Source organism: Myxococcus xanthus (assembly GCF_006402735.1).
Classification (GTDB): domain Bacteria; phylum Myxococcota; class Myxococcia; order Myxococcales; family Myxococcaceae; genus Myxococcus; species Myxococcus xanthus_A.
In genome coordinates, this window is the sequence record NZ_CP017174.1 from 6,582,467 (window position 1) to 6,599,294 (window position 16,828).

Consider the following 16,828-nt stretch of genomic DNA (forward strand, 5'->3'; position numbering starts at 1 on the left):
CACAATTAATTGCATGGGCACTGACACCGCTCGGATTCCAAGGGACCAGGAGAAGACTCACGGCTCCAGGCCGGGACCGGAGCGGGAAGGGGCCCGGCTCGCGTGGCGGCGGGCGCCTCGCGTCAGGTGCGTCAGCTGCGCGCCCTCCAGGACGCCGTCACCCGGAGCCCTCTCTGACGCGTCAACCCCCATGTCAGCCCATGCCTCCTGACGTGTCAGGCCCGCGCTGGCGACAGCGCCTCGAGCCCCATTCCATCCGATGGCAGAGCAAACGCGCTGAGCAGTGAAGACTCTCTCCTCCTGGTCCCTCGCTTGCACTCCCACGACTCGCGGAGAAGCTCCCGAGCATCCGCAGTCCCCGTTCGAGACAATGGAGAGAGAGCATGAGAGGATTTTTGCAACTGACCGCGCGTTGTGCTGGGTTGTGGGTGTTGGCCGCCGCCCCCGCGTGGGCGCAGCAGCAGGAAGAGGTCTGGCTCGACACCCGGAGCGCCGCTCCCGTGATGAGCCAGACGGTGCTGAAGCAGGGATGGCCGCATCTCGTCACCCTGCAGGGCACCTTCAACGTGTGGGGGAACAACATCGCCCCGGGCCCGCAGTCAGGCCAGCCCGAGCCCGCGCCGATGTTCCCAAGCCCGGGCGTCACCAACCGCAACGTCGGCCTCGACCCTGAGTTCGTCTTCGCGGGCGTGAAGCCCCCGGCGGCCGCTCCGCTCAGGGCGAGCGCCATTCAGCTCAGCCTCGACGGAGGAAAGACCTGGGCGCATCCGGCCTCCACGGCGGCCTTCAACGCGGCCGAGCACAAGTATGGCTATGAGGTGACGGGCGGGGAGTCCGCGCTGCAGGTGCGCATCGCCGACAAGCCCGTCACCGACAACTCCGGGCGCTTGAAGATTGTCGTGGTGCCCGCCGAGGAGCTGTGGCTGAACACCCGGAGCGCCGCCCCCGTTCCCAGCAAGCAGGTGCTCCAGAAGGGCAAGCCCTACCGTGTCACGATGCAGGGCACCTTCAACGTGTGGGGGAACAACATCGTCCCAGGCCCACAGTCCGGTCAACCCGAGCCCGCGCCGATGTTCCCGAGCCCGGGCGTCACCAATCGCAACGTCGGCTTCGACCCTGAGTTCGCCTTCGCGGGCGTGAAGCCCCCGGCGGCCGCTCCGCTCAGGATGAGCCTCGTCCAGGTCAGCGTCGACGGAGGAAAGACCTGGAAGCACCCGGCATCCACGGCGGACTTCAACGCGGCCGAGCACAAGTACACCTACGACCTGACGGGAGAGGACGCGCCCCTGCAGGTGCGCTTCGCGGACGCGCCTGTCAACGACAACTCCGGGCTCGTGCGAATTCTCGTGCTGCCCGGAGCCTGATGCGCCCGCTCCAGGAATGACGCGAAGCCGCCCGGACAACCCAAGGGCGGCTTCGCGGCGAATCAGGCGAGCGCCCTACGGAACCCGGGCCCAGGTCGAAGTCGAGCCCTGGCAATACTGCGTCAGCCAATTCCCATCCCCGCTGACCGTGATGGAAACAGGCCCCCATACCACGCTGGAGCCAGAGCAAACTCCACACTCACCTGAATAGGTGTTGGTCCCGGTCTTCACCAGGTTGCGGAAGCACTTCATACCCACCGACCAACAGTCAAAACCAGACCCCCTCTGGGCAATAAAGCCATCCCCCATCGAGTTGATGCTCTCCTTCCACCCCCCAAGCTCCCACGTCGCGACAACAGGCTCACCGACCAGCGACTTCTGTTCGACCGTGGAGAGGTCCTGTCCCTCCCCCCCACCCTCGGGCCCTGCGCAAGCGACGAACAGAAGCGAGGCAAAGGCCACAACAACAGACTGTGACTTCATTCTTGAACTCCTCAACTTAGGGGTGACGAGGTCCCAGACCTCAAGAACAAGCTACACTTTCAAACCAAACAGCGAAATCAACTTCCAGACCCCAGACATCAATACAACGACGCTGAAGACATCCATCTCACGGGCAGCGGGAGACCGCCCATGAGACGAACGCTCGGGCAGCCTCGTCTGGTTTGTAGATGCGAGACGGCTGCCGCATCGGGCTTGCGCGTGCGCGCCGCTCCCTTCTTCGAGCCCATCTTGCTCAACGACTGCACAGCGACCGCCGTCCCCTCAGCGGATGGCTGACCTGGCAAGCCCGGCCCTGACACCGGGGCCCGTCGAAAAACGGAGCGAGGGCCGAGGCGCATGGGCCCACCCCTCCACGTCATGCCTGTCTCAGCCTCGAGGAAGAGAGCTTCAGCGCGGCATCACGAGATGCAGGTGAACCACACATACAGGACCCACGCCGTTCCCGAGGTCGCAGCTCCGCGCGCGAAGCCCGTCTCGAACCCATGATGCTGACACACCTGGTTCGCGACACTGCGCACAGCCGGCCATGGCGAAGTCAAGCTGAAGCCAGTGGACATGGCGGGGAAGGCCGTGTCGTTCGTGTAGGCACCTTTCTGCTGCGAGTTGGAGGCATTGATGCAAACCAGCCCCATGTTGTCCGTCACACTGTTGTGGTGTCCGGTAAGGAACCCCGTGTCATAGGGCATGCCCCACGTGCCGGTGCCGCATTCCTCGTGCGCGGCAGCCTCGGCCCGGAAGGACTTCTGCGCACCAATCGGCGTGACGGTGCTTTCCCACCATGCCGACAGACCCACGTCGTAGGGGATGTCCTGCCATCCCACCATGTCCTCGGTGAAGCAATGAATCCCCATCAACTCACCCAACTGCGCCCCCGTGTAGACACCTCGCGCATACCCGGCCCAGGCACACACCGCTTCCGCGCTTCGGTTCGCGTACGCCCAGTCCACGTCCATGGTGTTCGTAATGGGGTACCCCGCCGCGCTGCGCATCGACGCCGTCGTATCGAAGAAGACGATTCCCGCGAAGGCCGGAGCCGCGGTCAGTGTGACGATAGCGGTCGCGAGGGCTGAAACGAGCTGGGAAATTCGTACGGCTCCGAACATTCTCTCTCCTGATGGAAAATCGGCCAGAATAGCCAAACGCAATACGACCCCCAGTGTGATTCCTGGTCGTCACCAATCGCAATCCAGACATGCTGCAAGATTCGCCCGTCACTTCATCCTTTTCCAGGTGCAGCAAGGCGCATCCCCGCCTCGCCTCGGCCTGAGTTCCTTGATGCGCTCAAGCGGTTCGAGGCGGCGCAAGGGGCTGCGCGGCCTGTCCACCGGACGGGAGCTTCGCTCGGGCGACCCCGTCAGCGACCCTCCGACGTCACGATTCTTCATGTCGGCGTCGAAGCGTTCGCGCTCCATCCCGCCCAGGTCGACCCGCGAATCTCACGGGAGATTTCGGCGGCTCTGAAGTCGCTGCACTCCACCCGTGGACAACGCCGGATGGGGGCGGGACACGGCCGCTCGTCTACATCAGATTGCCATTACCGCTCACCACAGGAGAGCCTCATGTCCGTTCGGAGAATAGTGAAGCACCTTCCATTCGCCGCAGTGGTTGCTTCGACCGTGGCATTGCTTGGAGCCTGCGGGGAGCCACTTGCCGCCGACGAAGATGGAGTCGACTCGGGAGACACCATTACCGCTCTCGAAACACCACCTCCAGCAGCGACTATGAGCTGCACACACAATCGCGACACAACCGTCATTACATGCACCGGAGGTGCAAGCAATGGCGTGTCACCGTATACCTATCAGTGGCAAATGGCGTACGACCTAGATGCCGATCCTTCTCCAGAAAACTGGCCCTGGGATAACGGCACCACCACCTACACCGAGTGGTGCACAACGGGCTTACAGCAAGGCGGAAGGTTCTTCTATCTCTACATCCGCTTCCGGGTCCTCGACGCCAACAACTACGTATCAAACTACGTAGAGAAGAGATATCGGTGTTGGACTCCGAATCCGTAGGCCGTCAGGCTCAATTGGGCATGTAGAGCGCATTTCAGATGCGCACCCAGTCCCAAAATCTGTGTGGGCCTGATTGAGCCACTCCCGAAAGACGCACTCCTTTAGGGAAGGTGACGCCTCCCGTCGACTTCCCAAAGCACGGCCCCTCGGTGATTGCCGGGGCCATCCAGCGACTGAGCGTCTCTCAGCGCAAGCGCCACAAGCTGTGCCCGCGCGCATGGTTCTTTCAAAATGTCCCAGCTCCAGAGCTCATTGGGCTTCGACGCGTGCAATTGGGGCACCGGGTGGTTCGGGTGGCGCAGCTGGTTGCGGCGCTCACGCACCTCGTGACTCTCAGCCAGCACCCGGTACATGGTGCGCTCGGAGCACAGGTAGCGCCCCTCATCGAGCAACTGCGCGTAGACTTCCGCTGGCGCCACATCCTGGAATCTCGGCTCATGCAGCGTCGCGAGCACCTCGGCCCGCGGCTCGGGGGCCAGCGCCCGCGGCGAGCGGCTTCTGCGCACCGGCCCGTGCTTGGGCCGTGCTCGTCGGTAGTAGGTGGCACGCGGCAGTCCCAGTGCCTGGCACACCAGCGCCCCAACCTCACCAGGCTGCGTGCAGCGGTCTGCCTCCGCCAGCACCCGCAACTTGTCCTCCGCCGTGAAGCCTCGCCGCCTGGCCTTCTCCTCCACCTCGGTCTCCCTGACCCGGGCCGCGTCCACCACTGCGCTCATCGTTCCTGCCTGGGTCGCCCTGCACACTGAACTGCTGGGTACGAACTGTCTCACTCACGTTGGCAGAGAGGGGCTGCGCGAGGCTTCATTCAGAAGCACGCCGCCAGAAGAGCCCTTCTCGCACGAAGTGCTCATGAACCCAGCGCTCGCTGGCGGAGGACAGCTGCCATTCGCCACGTCCCTCAAGGACCAGGATGTCACAGCGCGCAAGCATGGGGAGCATGGTCCGCTGCGAGCGCTCATCCTCGAAAGCAGCGCCTGCGTGAGCGAAGCGCCCGGGTGTGCCCAGTGCATCGTTCAGCATGAGGCCGTAGGGGTCGACGAGGACGGGCGCCCCCTCTGGGATTCCGGGAAGTCGCCCGGCGGCGATTGCCCAAGCCGGTTCGAAGGTGCAAAGGGCTGAATCCGGGGGGACGGAGGCCCGGAGTGAGCTCCCGAGCGTGAGCAGGAAACGGTCTCCCTGATTCGCAGAGCGGATGGCCGCCGGCAGCGGTGAGAGTGCGATGAGCATCACCGTGGCGGCGACGAGCGCGGCTTGCGTGCGCGAGCGTGTGTCCGCCCAACGTAACACCACGGAGGCCCCCAACCCCGCGAGGACCGCCATGGTAGGCGCCAAGTGAGCGTTGTACTGGGCCCAATAGCTCTTCGATGACAAGAAAGTCACGAGCGTCAGAACCCAGGCGGCCGCGAAGAGTCGCTCGGCGACGGCCTCCCTTCGACGAGTTCGGGCCAGGGCCACGACCAAGGCCCATGCACAGAGGACGGAGAAGCCCATGCGCCCGTCGCCCAGAATCATGAGAAGCCGGTGCCAGACATCCGGCTCGCCATCGGGAGGGCGGAGCAACTGGAACCGAAGAAGGCCATCGAGCATCGCGGCGGGGGCGAGTGCGAAGAAGGGGCCCAGCCAGACCAGTCCCACGGCTGCCGCGACAAGCACGACCCGTAGGGCACGCCGTCCCTGGCCCTCCATGCCGCGAGCCCACACCGCGGCGATGACCCAGGCGCCGGCTGTCAGTTTGATGGCGCACGCGGTGGCAAGCAGGGCTCCGGCCAGGAGGTCCCTCTTCCACCGTGAGTCATCAGCCCCATGCCGCAGCCAGACCCATGCCATGCCAAGACAGGTGAGGTTGAGCAGTGGCTCCAGGAAGGGCCCGCGCTCGGTTGCGGCCGCTTCTGGAAAGACGGCATAGGCGAGCGCGGCCACGACGCCTGCCCTGACGCCCCATTGCTCCTGAGCAATGCGTCCGCACAGGAGCGTGCTCAGTGCCCCGATCCCAGGGACGAGCCAACGGACCACCGTGAATGCCAGCGCTGCGTCGAAGCCACGTGCGAGCGCGGCCACCGGCGCCAGCAACATGGCAATCCCAGGAGGGTGGACGAAGAAGTAGTCACGATAGGGCAATACACCATGGGAGAGAAGTGCGGCGGCACTGAAATAGACGCCCTCGTCGTAGTCCACGGGATGCCCGAAAGCGCCTCCCCGGTGGAAGAAGCCCGCGATGCGCAGCAGCCATGCACCTGAAGCGATGAGCACCAGGGGCCACCAGGGCAGGTGGGGACGGGGGGTAGAGAGATTCGAAGAACGCACCCGGACACGCGTACTAAAGGCGTCCCGGTGTGTCGAGAAGGCGCAAGTCAGTTCACGCGGCGTGGAGTTGCCCCCGTCAAACCGGACAGCTCAGGCTTTGGAATTAGCAATACGAAATTCGCAGGGTGACATCATGCTCACCCCCCTTTGGTCGAGGTGTCGTCAGCGCAACCCATGCCGCTCCAGATTGAAACCACAAGGAAGTTCCTCGAATCGCAGGATGCGGCTCCTGGCGAGTCCATCGTGGTCCTCGCTGACGCGCCCTCCCGCAGCCACTTCCCATCACCCAGCCGGTCCGAAACGAGCCCTGGCTCCATCAACCACCGTGCTCAGCAACAAGGAGCCAGCGGATTCGCAGCCGCTGGTGGCTGGCCCACCGCGCCCAGGCGTCTGTTTCCTGAGCGAGTTTGTCGAGGGTTGGGATGCGCCGACTGCCCAGGCACTGACGTGAGAGCAGGGAAATCTCTACCTCCGCCTGATTGAGCCAACTGCCATACACGGGCGTGAAATGCACGGTGAAGCAACGCCAGAGCCGACGTCCTGCTCGCACCCCGTATCGTATCTCCAAGGCGCGGCAGGAGTGGGTGCTGAGGTTGTCGAGCACCATGTGAATGGTTTCTACGTCCGGGTAGTGATTGGCGATGTCCTGAGGTGCTCCAGAATCGCGCGTCCCCCTCCCCTCCTTCGCGTACGCCAGCACCCACCTCCTGCATCCACACCTCACGCAGCCCGGAGGATGACACAGCGAGTCCCCGTGCTGCGGACCCTCCCGTGCCTGGCGCTGCCGGCGCCCGAGCCGGGGCTGCTCCGCCTTCGCGAGCACTCGCATCCCTCCGGAACGTCCCCGCCCTGGACGCTGTCGCTCCCGCCGTGGCCGCGCGCGAAGGGGCCGCAGTGGCGGAGCCGCAGGAGCGGCTGGCCGCGCTTCAGGTTCAGCGGATCGCCGCCTGCGGAACGTTGTACTGAGCCCCATGCGGACGTCCCCCGGAGCTTGCCCATCTGAAGGGAGCTCCGAGGGACGTCTTCAAACCGAGGGACGTCTTCAAGCGCAGGGCCGCACCACGGGCTCAGAGCATGTTGGCGATGTCCTTCACCGGCTGCGGCGCGGCCTCGGTGCTCCCCAGCGCGCCCATGGCGCCTCCGAAGATCATGGACGCCGGGTTGACGCGGCCCTTGCCAATAGCCCCAATGACCCCCTCCGCGGCGCCCTTCAAGGTGTTGAAGTAGCCCTTCGCGGCGCCCTCGAAGACGCCCTTGACGCCGCCCTCCGAGTTGCCGATTCCCGTCAGGACGTTGCTGACTCCCGGCAGGAACCACAGGTGCTTGCCCGCCTCACCCGCGAACCACTGGAAGTTGTCCTTGTTGCTTCCGTCCGCCTTGACGTGGGTGTCCTTCGTGGTTGGCAGTTGGTGCTCACCCAGGAAGGAGTACCCCTTCTCTGCGAAGTCCTTCACCATGCCGGCCTCGGTGCCGTGCCGCGCATCGCCACTCTTGGTGATGCCCTCGATGTTGCCGTCGCCCTGGCCATTCTGGACCTTCTTCGACCGGTCCTCGCCATTGGAGGCCTTCGCGCTGTCGATGAATTCCAGCACCTTGGCCAGGCGGTAGACGGCGTCGGGGTTCTGCTTCGCGTCCTTCAGGTCGAGCTTGGGGTCGATGCCCGTCTGCTTGCAGAGCTGGTCGAACTTGATGTCCTTCTGGCGGCCCAGGTTCTTCAGCGCTGGAGTGTCATCGACGATCTGCGCCGCCGTCCGCTTGTCTCCAGCCGGGCGCTTGTCCTTGGCGCTCGGGACGCCGGAACCGGAGGCCTCGGGAGCCGGCTTGAGGTGCTGCAGGTTCTCGAGGTTCTTGGGAAGCCCGCGGGGCGCGAAGGTGGCGGGTTCGTTGACCGGCCCCTGCGCCCCCTGCAGCATCGGTGCGTTGAAGGACCGCGGGTGGGTGATGGCGCCCGTCTCGAACCCATCCATCGGGTTGACGTGGCCCATGGGCACGCCACCGGCATGGAGCGGCGACACAGGACCGAAGCCGCCCATGGGTGGAAGCGCGGACACCGGACCGAAGCTGTCCATCGGTGGGAGCGCGGACGCCGGACCAAAGCCACCCATGGGAGGGAGCGCGGCCGCCGGACCGAAGCCACCCACGGCTTGGAGCGCCGCGGGACCGAAGTCGGCCACGGTCTGGAGCGCCGCGGGACCGAAGTCGGCCATGGCCTGGAGCGCCGCCTCACGGCCGGAGGTCCGTCCGGGCGCGCCCGCGGGCTGGGGCGTCGCCGCCGGGCTGGAGGGCCGTGCGGGCGCACCCGCGGACTGGAACGAATCCACCGGGCCGGAGGGCCGCGCGGGGAGGTTCGCGGGGTTCTGGGGGACGCGCCCGCCCATGTTCGGAACGGGCCCCGCCGACGGCGACGGCTTCGGGGCCGTGGGAGAGGACTGCGCAGCACCCGTACGCTTGGAGGAGAAGGAGGGGGCCTTGGCCTTGACGCCGATCATGGGGATCACCTGGTTTCTGACAGCGAAGGAGGTTTGCTGCGGCGAGTCTGTCCCGCCCATGCGCTGTCTCACTGCAGCGCCCATGCCATCTTGGGCATTCAACGTAACGTGCTGATTTCACATGACTGTGATGGCTTTGGGGCTCCCGTGTGAGGCGTTGGGCCGGTGACCGCAGTCACCAAGCGGATGGCGCCAGTCACCACCGAGGGGCCGTCACCCCAAGCGCCTCCACATCAGCGTCATCCACCGAGGTGTCGCGAGCTCCGGGGATGCCCTGGCTGCAGCCCATGGACCTCTACTGGAGCGTATCGGCGGCATGAAAGCCATGTCGTGGGCAGGCCCAGGTGCTCCAGCATCGCGCGCCCCCTCCCGCATCCATCGACATCACCTCAAAGCTGACGACCTGAGCCGCCGACGCCGCACCAGTCCCAGGCTTCGATAAACGCCCGCGACAGGCCCGTCCCCGAGACTTCCGGGGGCGGGCCTTTTCGTGTCAAGATTGAATGAGCAACCGGTGCACGCGTCGATGCGCCACTCCGCCGGGATTCACCAGCGCGGACCCATTCCCCTCCTATGGAGCAAACCTCATGAAGCGGCTCATCCAGGGACTGTCCCTGACGTCTCTGTGTCTCTCGCTGGCGGCTTGTGGTGCCAACAAGTTCTACACGCTGCCCGTCGACTCGAATGACGCCTCGACGACCAAGACGTCCATCGGCGTCTGCGCCCTGGAGAGCGGTCTCGAGTCGCAGTCCATGGACAACACGGCCATCGCCGTCACCTACGATGCGACCTCCACGATGTATTACCGTTACAATGGGAAGGACGCGTACACCTTCCAGGTCTCCGTGGACGACAAGCAGGTTCCTCCGGCGGAGCTGGAGGCGAAGCTCGCCACGGTGCGCAAGAAGGGCGAGGAGCTGTACCTCTGCGCCCAGGACCGCATCAACCCGCGCTACGTCGCCGCCCCTACCCACGCGCCCGCGCAGACGAACGTCACCATCAACTTGAACGCCCCGGGCGCGAACTCGCGGGACTCCCTGTCCGCTGGCGCGTCGGTGTCGACGAACACGAACACGGCCTCTGCCTCGACAACGTCCTCCTCCGCGTCGGTGGACCTGGGCGAGGGCACCTGCGCCCGCGCCGTGGACTGCTATGCGCGGCTGGCCAAGACGGTCTGCGAGGGCGCGCAGGACTGCAGCTTCAAGGTGGAGATGTCCGGCAACGACGAGGCGGGCTGCCGTGACGCGCTGCTCCGCGTCCCGGACCTGATTCAGCCGTTCAAGATGATTCGCCCCAACCTCTCCGCGCCGGCCGTCTGCCGCGCCGAGTAGTCCGCTGGAACAGCCCGCCTCCGGTGCCGTGCCGGAGCGCGGGGGTCAGCGGCCTCCGGTTTCCCGGCCCGTGAGGCAGGCGAAGTGGGCGACCTTGGGCCCTCTCGCCGTGAGCCAGGGCGGGACGGGGTGGAGCCATGAGAGCGACACGCGGACATGTGCTGCTGGGCCTTCTGGTGTTGGTGGGGCTGACGGCCGCGGTCGTGCTGGGCATCTGGATGGTGGCCTCCTCCGATTTCAGCGGGCTTCCACCGTGGCTCGCGCTGGGCTGAGAGAGAGACGACGGTTCACCTGGAGGCTGGAGAAGTGGGCCTGCTCATCGTGCCGCTCTTCCCGGTGCCTGGGGCGCAGGCACCCGGCAAGCGCTCCCTGCGGCCCAGCGCCAGGGGGCCCGCGGCGCCACGAGGGCCCCATCCATCCCCCGATGCGCGTCCTGGGACTGTTCGCGGGCATCCTCGCCTGGGGTGGCGGGGTGCACGTCGAGGTGGAGGGGGTGTCGGAGGTGAAGCCTCCTCCACCCCAGCTCCCCGAGGCGCGCTGGGAGGTGCTGTGGCGGCCGAGCGCGGAGGAGACTCAGCAGGCCCGCGCCGCGGCCTGAGCGCCAGGCGCAGTGGATGCGCAGGGCCAGGAGGAGCCGAGAAGGGCCGCTCAGTACCCCACATGCAGGCGGCCGGGGGGCAGCGCCGCCTCGAGCCGCTTCACCTCCGCCTCGGGGACGCGGTCCAGCCCCAGCTTGAACTGCTTGAGCCGGGCGAGTGGAGCGAGGCCCCCGGGCAGCGCGGACAACTCCCCCTGGAAGAACCCGGCATGCGTCAGCTTCGGCATCCGGCCCAGGCCGTCCACCAGGAGCTGGACCTGGCCCGGCGTCGTCTTGAAGAAGCGCCACCACCAGAGCTTCTTGAGTCGCGGCAGCCGGGTCAGCACCTCGGGAAAGCCCTCCAGGGTCATGGCGTCGAGATACAGCTCCTCCAGCGACTCCAGCTCACCGAACGCGTCCGGGAGTCGGGTGAGGTTGTTGCAGTACCGCAGGCTCAGCTTCTTGAGCGCGGGGAGCCGGCACAGCTCCACGGGCAGGGTCTTCAGCGGGAGGGACTCCAGACTGAGGCTCTTCAGCTCCCGCAGCTCGCCAATCCGGGGGGAGAGCTCCGCGACGTCATTCGAGTCCAGCGTGAGACTCTCCAGCCAGGTGAGGGAGAAGACCTCCTCGGGAACGGCCTTCAGCTTCTTCTGCGTGAGCCCGAGCCGCGTGGCCTTCTCGCCTCGCGCCGCCTTCTCCTTCACGGCGGCAATCGCCTTCTCGACGGGGCCGAGCCGGGTGTCTCCCAGCACGGGCTTTCCCGCGCGCAGCTTCGCGAGGAGTCCCTTCCGGTCGAGCGTCGAATCGCTGACGCCGTCCTCGTCTTCATCCTCCGCGCTCCAGGCTCCCGGAAGGAGCGCCTCGTGCGGCTGGAGCGTCTGGCGAGGGCGGCCCACCGGGGCGGTGAGCTTGCTGCCCACGAGCACCTCCACGTCGAGCGCGCCGTGGACCTCGATGTGGTGGTGCTCCTCGACGAGGGTGCGCGCCGTCAGCGCCCCACCGACCCAGAAGATGTCATCACCGAGCGAGTCACCAAAGAGGAGGCCTCGAATCCGGACGTTGCCCGCGACGAACATGGCCGAGAAGGTCGCGACGTTCTCCACCTCCAGGTCTCCCAGCACCACCAGGAGCGTGTGGTCCGCCGCGTGTCCGTCCTCGAGCAGGCCCTTCAGCCGGACGCTCCCGGAGACGACGAGCGGCCTCGGCCCGACGACGAGCGAGTCCGCCTCCAGGTCTCCCTCGTGGAAGAGGACACCTTCCCCGGTGACGCCCTGCCACCACGAGGCCAGATTCTCCCGCCACCCGGGCGTCGCCACCGCCTCCAGGCGGGGCCACAGCTCCTGCGCGGAAACCTCATGCCCCCAGACCTTCACCCCGTCCTGTTTCACAGCCATGTCCCTGAAGCTCCCATCGACTTCACCCGCCTTCAACCTGGAGCAGCGCCGCGAGGAACAGCGAGCAGGTCATCTCGGCGTATAGGGGGCCTACTCCTGGAACGCCTGGGTGAGCTTCGCGATGGCCCCTGGAAGGCCCCGCACGCGCAGCCGGCTGCCGCTCTCGTCGTAGGCCTGGGACACCACCGTGGTGTGCTCGTACACCTCGCTGATGCGCCCCTGCCGGGAGTAGGGAATCACCAGGTCCGCCTCCACCATCGAGGACTCGAAGAAGGCGATGATGTTCTTGCGCAGCATCGCCACGTCGTCCGGCAGGTGCGCGGAGAGCATCAGGGCGTCCGGGTGCTTCGCGAGCAGCGCTTCCTTCGCCGCCGCGTCCAGCCGGTCCACCTTGTTGAAGAGCAGCTTGCTCGGTACGGCGTCCGCGCCGATATCCCGGAGCACCGTGCGGGTGACCTCCAGCTGCGCGGCCCACGTGGGGTCCGACGCATCCACCACGTAGAGCAGCAGTGACGCTTCCAGGGCCTCGTCCAGCGTGGAGCGGAAGGACGCGACCAGGTCGTGCGGCAGCTTCTGGATGAAGCCCACCGTGTCGGAGACCAGGATGCGCGGACGGGTCTCCGGCTGCATCGCGCGCACCGTGGTGTCGAGCGTGGCGAAGAGCTGGTCCGCGACCAGCACCGTGCTGCCCGTCAACGCACGCATCAGCGAGGACTTGCCCGCGTTCGTGTAGCCCACCAGCGCCACCCGCAGCAGGTCCCTTCGCGCGTAGCGGCGGTGGTCCTGGTCCTTCTGGATGGCCGCCAGTCCCTCGCGCAGCTCCGCCAGCCGGTCGCGAATCTTGCGGCGGTCCAGCTCCAGCGCCGAGTCACCCGAGCCACGCCCCTGCTGCCGCTCGCGGCCTCCGGTGGATTCGCGCAGCCGGGGAGCCAGGTAGTTGAGCCGGGCGATCTCCACCTGCATCCGCGCTTCGTGGCTCTTCGCGTGCCGGTGGAAGATGTCGACAATCACGCCCGCGCGGTCCAGCACCATCGCGCCGGTGGCCTTCTCCAGGTTGCGCAGCTGGCCGGGCGACAGCTCGTGGTCCACGACCACCACGGTGGGCCGGGGTTCCGCCTTGTCGTCTTCTTCCGAAGGCGGAGGCAGCAGCGCGTCCTCCGGCTCCCCGTCGTCGGCCTCCTCTTCGACGGCCTCGTCCTCGGGGCCAGGCTCCGTGTTGGCGGCGGCCTCCCACTTCTCGCGAGCCTTCGACGTCCGGTCGCTCGCCCCGGACGCAATCACGCCCTTGCCTCCGGTGAGGGCCGCCAGCTCCTTGAGCTTGCCCGTCCCGAGCACCGTGCCCGTGGCCAGCCGCGTCCGCTTCTGGGACACGGTCGCCACCGTGTCATACCCCAGCGTGTGCACCAGCCGGCGCAGCTCCGCGAAGTCCGCGGCGTGCTCTTCGTCGGAGACGCCCGGAAGCTGGACACCGACGAGGACGGCACGCGGACGTTCAGGGAGGGTGGATATCGTCATGCGCATGCTCGTAGCACGTCGCGCCTTCCCGTGACGGGGCGAGTCCACGCCCCCCGCCCCCCCACCGGGTCCGGGCGACACCTTGCCTGGATGGGGAGGGGGCAGGAATACCGGGAGCGGACCTCCCGGGCAGGGTAGGCTTCCGCCTCCTCGCGCCACCCAAGGCTTCCTTCCCATGACATTCGCTTCGCTCGGCCTGTCGGACGCGCTCACCCGCGCCGTGGTCGGACTCGGATACGACGAACCCACGCCGGTGCAGCGCGCGACCATCCCCGTGGTCCTGCGAGGTGGCGACGTCTGGGCTTCGGCGAAGACGGGCTCGGGGAAGACCGCCGCGTTCCTGCTGCCCATCCTGGAAGCCCTGCGGGCGCGTCCCGGTGGGTCGGTCCGACCGGTGCGGGCCTTCATCCTGGTGCCCACGCGGGAGCTCGCCGCGCAGATCGTCGATTCCATCCAGCGGTACGGCCAACACCTGAAGAAGCCGCTGAAGACCTGCCTCGCGGTCGGTGGCGTCTCCGCCAACCCGCAGATGCTGGCGCTGCGGGGCGGCGCGGACATCGTCGTGGCCACGCCCGGCCGCGCGCTGGACCTGGTGCATCAGAACGCGCTCCGGCTGGACGAGGTGGAGACGCTGGTGCTCGACGAGGCCGACCGGCTGTTCTCGTTGGGCTTCGCCGATGAGCTCAACAGCCTGCTGGCGCTGCTGCCCGCGCGCCGCCAGAACCTGTTGTTCTCCGCCACCTTCCCACCCGCGGTGCGGAAGTTCGCGGAGCAACTGCTGCACGAGCCCACGCGCATCGACGTCGATGACGGGGAGCTGCCCTCGACGGAGTTCATCCTCCAGCGGGCCCTCCAGGTGGATGTGCCCCGGCGCACGATGCTGCTGCGGCACCTGTTGGAAACACATGCGTGGAGCCACGTGCTCACGTTCGTGGCCAGTCGCTACACGGCGGACCATGTCGCGCTGAAGCTGAACCGCGCCGGCATCGTCGCGACGTCATTGCATGGGGAACTCAGCCAGGGCGCGCGCACGAAGGCGCTCGCGGACTTCAAGGCGAAGCGCGTGCGCGTACTCGTGGCCACGGACGTCGCCGCTCGCGGCCTGGACATCGCGCAGCTGCCGGCGGTCGTGAACTACGACCTGCCCCGCTCGACCGCGGACTACGTGCATCGCATCGGCCGCACGGGGCGCGCGGGCGACAAGGGCGTGGCGATCAGCTTCGTCAGCGCGAACACCGAAGCCCACTTCCGACTCATTGAGAAACGCCACCAACTCGACCTCCCGCGCGAGCAGGTGCCGGGCTTCGAGCCGACGGAAGAGGTCTCGACGACCACGCCGCCCCTGGATCCGAACGGCGGCGTGAAGGGTCGGCGCAAGAGCAAGAAGGACAAGCTGCGCGAAGCCGCCGCTGCCGCCGCTGCCGCCGCTGCCGCCGCCACTCGCCCTCCGAAGCGCGGGCCGTAGCGGCTCCTGCTCCCCCGTGTCCAGCAGGGCCACGTGCGGGTGAGTCCCCCCCGGGGTGCCACCCCCTTCGTAGGCGGTGAGCCAGACGCGGAGTACGGCGACGGGAGGCGGAGTGCCTCCCACCGCGAGCCCACGCGGTGTAGGGTGCGCGAGTGCTGCTCAACGACGGCTATGTGTATCGCGAGAAGCTCGGGAGCCGACCGGGCAGCAGCGCGCTCGCCCATCTGACGGACAAGTATCGTCACTCCTCGGAGGAGGAGTGGCGGGCACGCTTCGCTCGGGGCGAGGTGCGACTCGACGACGTCATCGCCGACGGCTCGGAGCCGCTGAGGCCGGGGCAGTGGCTGTGCTGGCACCGCCCGCCGTGGGAAGAGGCGGACACTCCGCAGTCCTTCGAGCTCGTGTACGAGGACGCGGAGTTGGTCGTCGTGGTGAAGCCGAGCGGACTGCCGACCCTGCCCTCGGGAGGCTTCCTGAAGAACACCCTGCTCTCCTTCGTCCAGGCACGATGGCCCGAGGCGGTTCCCATGCACCGCCTGGGACGCGCGACGTCGGGCCTCGTGCTCTTTACCCGCACCCGCGACGCAGCCGCGCGCCTGGCGAGCGATTGGCGCGAGGGCCGCGTGCACAAGCGCTACCGCGCACTCTCCCAGGGACTCGCCGCCCAGGAGTCCTACGACATCCGCGCGCCCATCGGGTTGGTGCCCCATCCGCGGCTGGGCGAAGTCCATGGTGCCAGTGCGCGGGGAAAGCCCTCACACAGCACGGCCCGGGTGCTGGAGCGGCGCACCGAGCACACCCTCTTCGAGGTAGACATCCACACGGGGCGCTCCGAGCAGATCCGCATCCACCTCGCCTTCATCGGCCACCCGCTCGTGGGGGACCCGCTCTTCGCCGCGGGCGGCCTGCCGCTGGCGGAGCACCCCGGCCTGCCCGGAGACGGCGGCTACCTGCTGCACGCGGAGTCGCTCACCTTCCTGCATCCGCGCTCGGGCGAGCACGTTCAGCTTCAGGCGCCCCCCCCGCTCGAGCTCCGCGTCCAGGACTCCTAGCGGTAGCGCCCGGACTCATCCCTCGAGCCACGCGTGCGCGCCGGCCACCGGGTGCCGCTCGATGACCTGTTCGGCAGGTCGCCACAGGCCCGTGACGATGTCCTCGTTGCGGCTCAGGCCCACATGGGTCGTCGCGAGCAGATGCTCGGTGCCGCAATCGTCCCTCGGGGAGAGAGGCCGTGGCCGCCTACGGGAGCACGACGCGGATGAGGCGGTGTGCAATCAAGTTGCCGAGCAGCGGCGCGGGAAGCAGAACCCAGACGACCGCCGCCACGTAGATGAGGCGGAGTCGGAGCGGGGAGCGCCCGGACAGGTCTTCGTCCGGGATGGAGCGGAAGACACGGTCCCCCATCTTCCGGAGGCCCACCGTGAACAGAACGCCCAGCCCGAGTCCCAGCACCACGCCCAATCCTAGACGGGCGCCGCCTCCGCCCGCGAGCGCGGCGCCGCTCGCGGCCCCTCCGAGGGTGGAGACAATCGACAACAGGCTCAGCATGTCCCACAGGCTCACCATGAAAACCTCGTCGCTGCTGGTCATGGCCCCTGCCCAGGGGTTAGTGCAACCGGCGGCGTGAGTGAAGTGGCACGAGCAGGGGCTTTTGCCTTTGTGCAGGGAATGGGCAGTCGTGCCTTGACCTTCACAGTCCCTGTGCCACGCGCTGCACGCCTCGCGGGCGGACTTCCGAGCTGTGCCTCACGACGCCTGGGGCATATGGTTTGCCTTTACAGGCCGCGCATGGCCGGCCGGAGCCAACTGACCAGGGATGGATGATGCTTCAGGTGCATGAGCGCGGCCTCGTTGCCGCACTGTTGAT

Annotated in this window: 13 protein-coding genes and 1 pseudogene; 6 read left to right on the forward strand and 8 right to left on the reverse strand. The window is 67.3% G+C overall.

Translation table 11 applies throughout. The annotated features are described in order from the left end of the window. Positions 1-383: 383 nt before the first annotated feature. Complete coding sequence (locus tag BHS09_RS26815) at positions 384-1,364, forward strand: hypothetical protein (RefSeq protein WP_140794342.1); 981 nt, start codon at positions 384-386, stop codon at positions 1,362-1,364. 902 nt (positions 1,365-2,266) lie between these two features. On the opposite strand, the gene BHS09_RS26820 is transcribed toward BHS09_RS26815, so the two are convergent. The 5 genes and pseudogenes from BHS09_RS26820 to BHS09_RS26845 form a co-directional block, all read right to left on the reverse strand. Next, positions 2,267-2,971, reverse strand: coding sequence for a hypothetical protein (locus tag BHS09_RS26820; RefSeq protein ID WP_140794343.1), 705 nt, complete (start codon positions 2,969-2,971; stop codon positions 2,267-2,269). Positions 2,972-4,116: 1,145 nt separating this feature from the next. After that, positions 4,117-4,602, reverse strand: a pseudogene (locus BHS09_RS26825) (IS3 family transposase); the annotation flags it as partial. 85 nt (positions 4,603-4,687) lie between these two features. Beyond that, positions 4,688-6,061 carry a glycosyltransferase family 39 protein gene (locus BHS09_RS26830; protein ID WP_237077451.1) on the reverse strand — a complete coding sequence of 458 codons (1,374 nt, stop codon included), beginning with the start codon at positions 6,059-6,061 and terminating at the stop codon, positions 4,688-4,690. Between the two features lie 445 nt (positions 6,062-6,506). Further along, the gene (locus tag BHS09_RS40355) at positions 6,507-7,163 is read right to left on the reverse strand and encodes a transposase (RefSeq protein ID WP_418763966.1); all 657 of its coding nucleotides are present in this window, start codon (positions 7,161-7,163) and stop codon (positions 6,507-6,509) included. A 94-nt stretch (positions 7,164-7,257) separates the two neighbouring features. After that, on the reverse strand, positions 7,258-8,679 hold the full coding sequence (locus BHS09_RS26845) for a hypothetical protein (protein WP_140794346.1): 1,422 nt from the start codon (positions 8,677-8,679) through the stop codon (positions 7,258-7,260). A gap of 587 nt (positions 8,680-9,266) precedes the next feature. On the opposite strand from BHS09_RS26845, the gene BHS09_RS26850 reads away from it, so the two are divergent. From BHS09_RS26850 to BHS09_RS38660, 3 genes are all read left to right on the forward strand, one after another. Further along, positions 9,267-10,010: a hypothetical protein gene (locus BHS09_RS26850; protein WP_237077452.1), complete on the forward strand. Its 744-nt coding sequence runs from the start codon at positions 9,267-9,269 to the stop codon at positions 10,008-10,010. Positions 10,011-10,147: 137 nt separating this feature from the next. Then, positions 10,148-10,282, forward strand: a complete 135-nt coding sequence (locus BHS09_RS39955) for a hypothetical protein (protein ID WP_257792119.1) — start codon at positions 10,148-10,150, stop codon at positions 10,280-10,282. A gap of 152 nt (positions 10,283-10,434) precedes the next feature. After that, complete coding sequence (locus BHS09_RS38660; RefSeq protein ID WP_161605176.1) at positions 10,435-10,608, forward strand: hypothetical protein; 174 nt, start codon at positions 10,435-10,437, stop codon at positions 10,606-10,608. Positions 10,609-10,658: 50 nt separating this feature from the next. Here the strand turns inward: BHS09_RS38660 and BHS09_RS26855 are convergent, their stop codons facing one another. Together BHS09_RS26855 and hflX are read right to left on the reverse strand one after the other, a co-directional pair. After that, positions 10,659-11,981, reverse strand: a complete 1,323-nt coding sequence (locus BHS09_RS26855) for a leucine-rich repeat domain-containing protein (protein ID WP_140799484.1) — start codon at positions 11,979-11,981, stop codon at positions 10,659-10,661. A gap of 90 nt (positions 11,982-12,071) precedes the next feature. Next, positions 12,072-13,502, reverse strand: a complete 1,431-nt coding sequence (gene hflX / locus BHS09_RS26860) for a GTPase HflX (protein WP_140794350.1) — start codon at positions 13,500-13,502, stop codon at positions 12,072-12,074. 169 nt (positions 13,503-13,671) lie between these two features. Here hflX and BHS09_RS26865 point away from each other — a divergent pair, with 169 nt between their 5' ends. Beyond that, complete coding sequence (locus BHS09_RS26865; protein ID WP_140799485.1) at positions 13,672-14,961, forward strand: DEAD/DEAH box helicase; 1,290 nt, start codon at positions 13,672-13,674, stop codon at positions 14,959-14,961. A gap of 152 nt (positions 14,962-15,113) precedes the next feature. Continuing rightward, positions 15,114-16,013 (forward strand): RluA family pseudouridine synthase, encoded by a 900-nt coding sequence (locus tag BHS09_RS26870; RefSeq protein WP_140794352.1) that lies wholly within the window; start codon positions 15,114-15,116, stop codon positions 16,011-16,013. 187 nt (positions 16,014-16,200) lie between these two features. On the opposite strand, the gene BHS09_RS26875 is transcribed toward BHS09_RS26870, so the two are convergent. Continuing rightward, positions 16,201-16,551: a hypothetical protein gene (locus BHS09_RS26875; RefSeq protein ID WP_140794353.1), complete on the reverse strand. Its 351-nt coding sequence runs from the start codon at positions 16,549-16,551 to the stop codon at positions 16,201-16,203. Between the last annotated feature and the right edge of the window lie 277 nt (positions 16,552-16,828).

Coding starts and splice junctions, on each gene's coding strand:
- BHS09_RS26815 (WP_140794342.1), top strand. CDS start 384: ATGAGAGGATTTTTGCAACTGACCGCGCGTTGTGCTGGGTTGTGGGTG.
- BHS09_RS26820 (WP_140794343.1), bottom strand. CDS start 2,971: ATGTTCGGAGCCGTACGAATTTCCCAGCTCGTTTCAGCCCTCGCGACC.
- BHS09_RS40355 (WP_418763966.1), bottom strand. CDS start 7,163: ATGGGGCTCAGTACAACGTTCCGCAGGCGGCGATCCGCTGAACCTGAA.
- BHS09_RS26845 (WP_140794346.1), bottom strand. CDS start 8,679: ATGATCGGCGTCAAGGCCAAGGCCCCCTCCTTCTCCTCCAAGCGTACG.
- BHS09_RS26850 (WP_237077452.1), top strand. CDS start 9,267: ATGAAGCGGCTCATCCAGGGACTGTCCCTGACGTCTCTGTGTCTCTCG.
- BHS09_RS39955 (WP_257792119.1), top strand. CDS start 10,148: ATGAGAGCGACACGCGGACATGTGCTGCTGGGCCTTCTGGTGTTGGTG.
- BHS09_RS38660 (WP_161605176.1), top strand. CDS start 10,435: ATGCGCGTCCTGGGACTGTTCGCGGGCATCCTCGCCTGGGGTGGCGGG.
- BHS09_RS26855 (WP_140799484.1), bottom strand. CDS start 11,981: ATGGCTGTGAAACAGGACGGGGTGAAGGTCTGGGGGCATGAGGTTTCC.
- hflX (WP_140794350.1), bottom strand. CDS start 13,502: ATGCGCATGACGATATCCACCCTCCCTGAACGTCCGCGTGCCGTCCTC.
- BHS09_RS26865 (WP_140799485.1), top strand. CDS start 13,672: ATGACATTCGCTTCGCTCGGCCTGTCGGACGCGCTCACCCGCGCCGTG.
- BHS09_RS26875 (WP_140794353.1), bottom strand. CDS start 16,551: ATGACCAGCAGCGACGAGGTTTTCATGGTGAGCCTGTGGGACATGCTG.